The sequence below is a fragment of the Pedobacter psychroterrae genome, from assembly GCF_004331695.1.
Lineage (GTDB): Bacteria > Bacteroidota > Bacteroidia > Sphingobacteriales > Sphingobacteriaceae > Pedobacter > Pedobacter psychroterrae.
Genome location: NZ_SJSL01000014.1, coordinates 1 through 5,486 on the forward strand (window position 1 = coordinate 1; position 5,486 = coordinate 5,486).

Annotated in this window: 2 tRNA genes and 3 rRNA genes; all 5 read right to left on the reverse strand. The window is 47.9% G+C overall.

The features are described 5' to 3' along the window. Positions 1-52: 52 nt before the first annotated feature. Positions 53-164: ribosomal RNA gene (rrf, locus tag EZ437_RS21455) — 5S ribosomal RNA — on the reverse strand. Between the two features lie 124 nt (positions 165-288). Beyond that, positions 289-3,166, reverse strand: a 23S ribosomal RNA gene (locus tag EZ437_RS21460). A 234-nt stretch (positions 3,167-3,400) separates the two neighbouring features. Further along, positions 3,401-3,477: transfer RNA gene (locus EZ437_RS21465), tRNA-Ala, on the reverse strand. Between the two features lie 17 nt (positions 3,478-3,494). Then, positions 3,495-3,569, reverse strand: a tRNA-Ile gene (locus EZ437_RS21470). A 172-nt stretch (positions 3,570-3,741) separates the two neighbouring features. Beyond that, positions 3,742-5,263, reverse strand: a 16S ribosomal RNA gene (locus EZ437_RS21475). The 16S, 23S and 5S rRNA genes sit together here with 2 tRNA genes alongside, the layout of an rRNA operon. Positions 5,264-5,486: the final 223 nt, after the last annotated feature.

The window sequence follows — 5,486 nt, forward strand, 5'->3', positions numbered from 1 at the left end:
TTTTTATATACAAGAAAAGCCTGTAGTATTTCTACTACAGGCTTTCTTTAAGATTTGGCACCGACCTACTCTCCCACGTGTTACCGCAGTACCATCGGCTCTGGTGGGCTTAACTTCTCTGTTCGGAATGGGAAGAGGTGGACACCACCGATATAGGCACCTAAATATTTTTAATGTTATTTAGCTTTTATATCTATACACCGCTTACGCGCTGTATGAGTTGCAACAATAACAATGACATATTATTGAAAGAAGTTAAGTTAGGAAGAACAAACAACAGTTCTATGCTCTTGAAAGCTTCGGATTATTAGTATTACTCGACTTTGATGTCACCACCTTTACATCTGTAACCTATCAACGTAGTAGTCTGCTACGGTCCTATATGGAATTCTCATCTCGTGGCTAGTTTCGCACTTAGATGCTTTCAGCGCTTATCTATTCCCAGCGTAGCTACTCTGCAATGCCCCTGGCGGAACAACAGATTCACTAGAGGCTGGTCCAACCCGGTCCTCTCGTACTAAGGTCAGCCCCACTCAAAATTCCAACGCCCACAACAGATAGGGACCGAACTGTCTCGCGACGTTCTGAACCCAGCTCGCGTGCCACTTTAATCGGCGAACAGCCGAACCCTTGGGACCTTCTCCAGCCCCAGGATGTGACGAGCCGACATCGAGGTGCCAAACCTCCCCGTCGATATGAGCTCTTGGGGGAGATCAGCCTGTTATCCCCAGCGTACCTTTTATCCTTTGAGCGATGGCCCTTCCATGCAGAACCACCGGATCACTATATCCGTCTTTCGACCCTGATCGACTTGTCTGTCTCACAGTCAAGCAAGCTTATGCTATTGCACTCCTCATACGGTTACCAAGCGTATTGAGCTTACCTTTGAAAGCCTCCGTTACCTTTTTGGAGGCGACCACCCCAGTCAAACTACCCATCAAACAATGTCCCCCATTAGATAGGGTTAGACACCGAATACAGAAAGGGTGGTATTTCAACGTTGACTCCACGACGCCTAGCGACGCCACTTCATAGTCTCCCACCTATCCTACACATCCTGTATCCAATGTCAATGTTAAATTGTAGTGAAGGTGCATGGGGTCTTTCCGTCCCGTTGCGGGTACCCGGCGTCTTCACCGGGACCACAATTTCACCGAGCTCATGGCTGAGACAGCGCCCAGATCGTTACACCATTCGTGCAGGTCGGAACTTACCCGACAAGGAATTTCGCTACCTTAGGACCGTTATAGTTACGGCCGCCGTTTACTGGGGCTTCGATTCAATGCTTCTCCTTGCGGATGACATCCCCTCTTAACCTTCCAGCACCGGGCAGGTGTCAGGCCTTATACTTCATCTTTCGATTTTGCAAAGCCATGTGTTTTTGTTAAACAGTCGCCTGGGCCTTTTCACTGCGGCTGACATTGCTGCCAGCGCCCCTTCTCCCGAAGTTACAGGGCCATTTTGCCGAGTTCCTTAGCCATGATTCACTCGAGCACCTTAGAATTCTCTTCCCGGATACCTGTGTCGGTTTGCGGTACGGGTTTTTATAACCTGAAGCTTAGCGGTTTTTCTTGGAAGTCTGATTACCTGCACTATCCACTCGCCCGAAGGTTTGCGGTACTATCAGCCTTTAGCAAGACCGGCGGATTTGCCTACCGGTCCTATACCTACAGCCTTCAACGATCTATTCCGTCAGATCGCGGCAGTGTCACTACTCCGTCCCCACATCGCAGTTATAAAAAGTACTGGAATATTAACCAGTTGTCCATCGAATATCCCTCTCGGGTTCTCCTTAGGCCCCGACTAACCCTGATCCGATTAGCGTTGATCAGGAAACCTTATCCTTTCGGTGGGCGGGTTTCTCGCCCGCCTTATCGTTACTTATGCCTACATTTGCTTTTCCAGAAGCTCCACCACAACTTACGTCATAACTTCGCTGCCGCTGGAATGCTCCCCTACCGTAATATAAATATTACCCATAGCTTCGGTGTACAGTTTAATGCCCGTTTATTATCCATGCCCGATCGCTCGACTAGTGAGCTGTTACGCACTCTTTAAATGAATGGCTGCTTCCAAGCCAACATCCTAGCTGTCTGTGCAATCGGACCTCGTTAGTTCAACTTAACTGTAACTTGGGGACCTTAGCTGATGGTCTGGGTTCTTTCCCTCTCGGCGCGTGACCTTAGCACCCCGCGCCTCACTGCAGTGTATATTAATTAGCATTCGGAGTTTGTCTGGATTTGGTAGGATTTGACTCCCCCGCACCCAATCAGTAGCTCTACCTCTAATTAACTTAACCACCACGCTGTTCCTAAAAACATTTCGGGGAGTACGAGCTATTTCCCAGTTTGATTAGCCTTTCACCCCTACCCACAGATCATCCGGAAACTTTTCAACGTTTATCGGTTCGGTCCTCCAGTACGTGTTACCGCACCTTCAACCTGTCCATGGGTAGATCACAAGGTTTCGCGTCTACCTCCCCTGACTATACGCCCTATTCAGACTCGCTTTCGCTTCGGATCCGTGTCTTAAACACTTAACCTTGCCAGAGAAGAGTAACTCGTAGGCTCATTATGCAAAAGGCACGCCGTCACGCCACCTGGACGCTCCGACCGCTTGTAAGCACACAGTTTCAGGTTCTATTTCACTCCCCTGTTCGGGGTTCTTTTCACCTTTCCCTCACGGTACTGGTTCACTATCGGTCTCTCAGGAGTATTTAGCCTTACCGGATGGTGCCGGCAGATTCCCACAAGGCGTCTCCGACCTCGCGGTACTCAGGATACTACTAGACTAATGGTACTTACGTGTACGAGGCTCTCACTCTATATTGCCAGGCTTCCCATCCTGTTCCACTTCATTGCATTATAATCATATCGTAGTCCTACAACCCCACTAATGCCGTAACATTAATGGTTTGGGCTCTTTCCCTTTCGCTCGCCACTACTCAGGAAATCATTATTATTTTCTCTTCCTCTGCTTACTTAGATGTTTCAGTTCGGCAGGTTTGCGTATATATACGACTAGTCTTCAACTAGCCAGGTTTCCCCATTCAGAAATCCGCGGATCAATTCATATTTGCTAATCCCCGCAGCTTATCGCAGCTTATCACGTCTTTCATCGCCTCTGAGAGCCAAGGCATCCCCTGTGTGCTCTTATTTACTTTCTTCTCTCCATAGCCTTTTGCGCCTATGGAAATGCTTTTTTTTGATAAATTGTTAAACCTTCAGTCAGTCTGCAGTAATTGCTTACAACATCCTTCCTTCCAATCAAACAACGTCTCTATTGTTGTTTGCTCTTCTTTTTTAACTTCTTCCAATATGTCAAAGAACTTTTCTATCCCGGGTTGCTTTCCTTCAGGTCAGCTCCCTATTTCTGTACCTTTTATAACAGGTACCGGTGATGGTGGAGAATAACGGAGTCGAACCGTTGACCTCCTGCGTGCAAGGCAGGCGCTCTAGCCAGCTGAGCTAATCCCCCTTAGAATTATACTAATGTAGTCCCGAGCAGATTTGAACTGCTGACCCCTACATTATCAGTGTAGTGCTCTAACCAAACTGAGCTACGGGACTAGGTATTCGTATGCAAAACTTCATGAGTATGATTGCTCAATCCACAAATCCTTGCCTACTCATAGCCCTGCTTCAGTATGGAACACTTCTTAATGTTTCATCCTATGGGTTTTCTTTTTGAGATTATTGTCATTTATATCATTTACGCAGCGGGTAGTCAAATCTACTCCAGAAAGGAGGTATTCCAGCCGCACCTTCCGGTACGGCTACCTTGTTACGACTTAGCCCCAGTTATCGGTTTTACCCTAGGACGCTCCTTACGGTTACATACTTTAGGTACCCCCAACTTCCATGGCTTGACGGGCGGTGTGTACAAGGCCCGGGAACGTATTCACCGCGTCATTGCTGATACGCGATTACTAGCGAATCCAACTTCAAGAGGTCGAGTTGCAGACCTCTATCCGAACTGTGAATGGCTTTTTGAGATTTGCTTGCTGTTGCCAGCTTGCTGCCCTCTGTACCATCCATTGTAGCACGTGTGTAGCCCCGGACGTAAGGGCCATGATGACTTGACGTCGTCCCCTCCTTCCTCTCTGTTTGCACAGGCAGTCTGTTTAGAGTCCCCACCTTAACGTGCTGGCAACTAAACATAGGGGTTGCGCTCGTTGCGGGACTTAACCCAACACCTCACGGCACGAGCTGACGACAGCCATGCAGCACCTAGTTTCGTGTGATTGCTCACTTATCCATCTCTGGATAATTCACTAACTTTCAAGCCCGGGTAAGGTTCCTCGCGTATCATCGAATTAAACCACATGCTCCTCCGCTTGTGCGGGCCCCCGTCAATTCCTTTGAGTTTCACCCTTGCGGGCGTACTCCCCAGGTGGAATACTTAACGCTTTCGCTTAGCCGCTAACTGTATATCGCTAACAGCGAGTATTCATCGTTTAGGGCGTGGACTACCAGGGTATCTAATCCTGTTTGATCCCCACGCTTTCGTGCCTCAGCGTCAATAAAACCATAGTAAGCTGCCTTCGCAATCGGTGTTCTGTGACATATCTATGCATTTCACCGCTACTTGTCACATTCCGCCTACCTCTAGTTCATTCAAGCCCATCAGTATCAAGGGCACTGCGATAGTTGAGCTACCGTCTTTCACCCCTGACTTAACAGGCCGCCTACGCACCCTTTAAACCCAATAAATCCGGATAACGCTTGGATCCTCCGTATTACCGCGGCTGCTGGCACGGAGTTAGCCGATCCTTATTCCTTCGGTACATTCAGCTACTTACACGTAAGTAGGTTTATTCCCGAATAAAAGCAGTTTACGACCCAGAGGGCTGTCTTCCTGCACGCGGCATGGCTGGTTCAGAGTTGCCTCCATTGACCAATATTCCTTACTGCTGCCTCCCGTAGGAGTCTGGTCCGTGTCTCAGTACCAGTGTGGGGGGTCATCCTCTCAGATCCCCTAGTCATCGTCGCCTTGGTGGGCCGTTACCCCGCCAACTAGCTAATGACACGCATGCCCATCTTAATCCTATAAATATTTGAACATTAGGTAATGCTACCCTGTGTTTTTATGCGGTGTTAATCCGAATTTCTTCGGGCTATCCCCCTGATTAAGGTAGGTTGCATACGCGTTACGCACCCGTGCGCCACTTTCCTCTCCAGCAAGCCAGAGAGTATCGTTCGACTTGCATGTATTAGGCCTGCCGCTAGCGTTCATCCTGAGCCAGGATCAAACTCTCCATTGTAAAATGTGTTGTTTGAACGCTGACCATTCTTAACTTAATTAATAATAGTCTTTATTCTATTTGTATTGTCTGATAGAACTTAACTTAAAATGTAGTCCAGGTATTCATGTACTTTGAATCTGTACTCAATACCCCGCTACGCTATAAATGACATCTCTTTAATGAACTTATCGAATCACCTCACGGATCTTCTTCTATATATCTTCGCTTACCATTCTCTGTT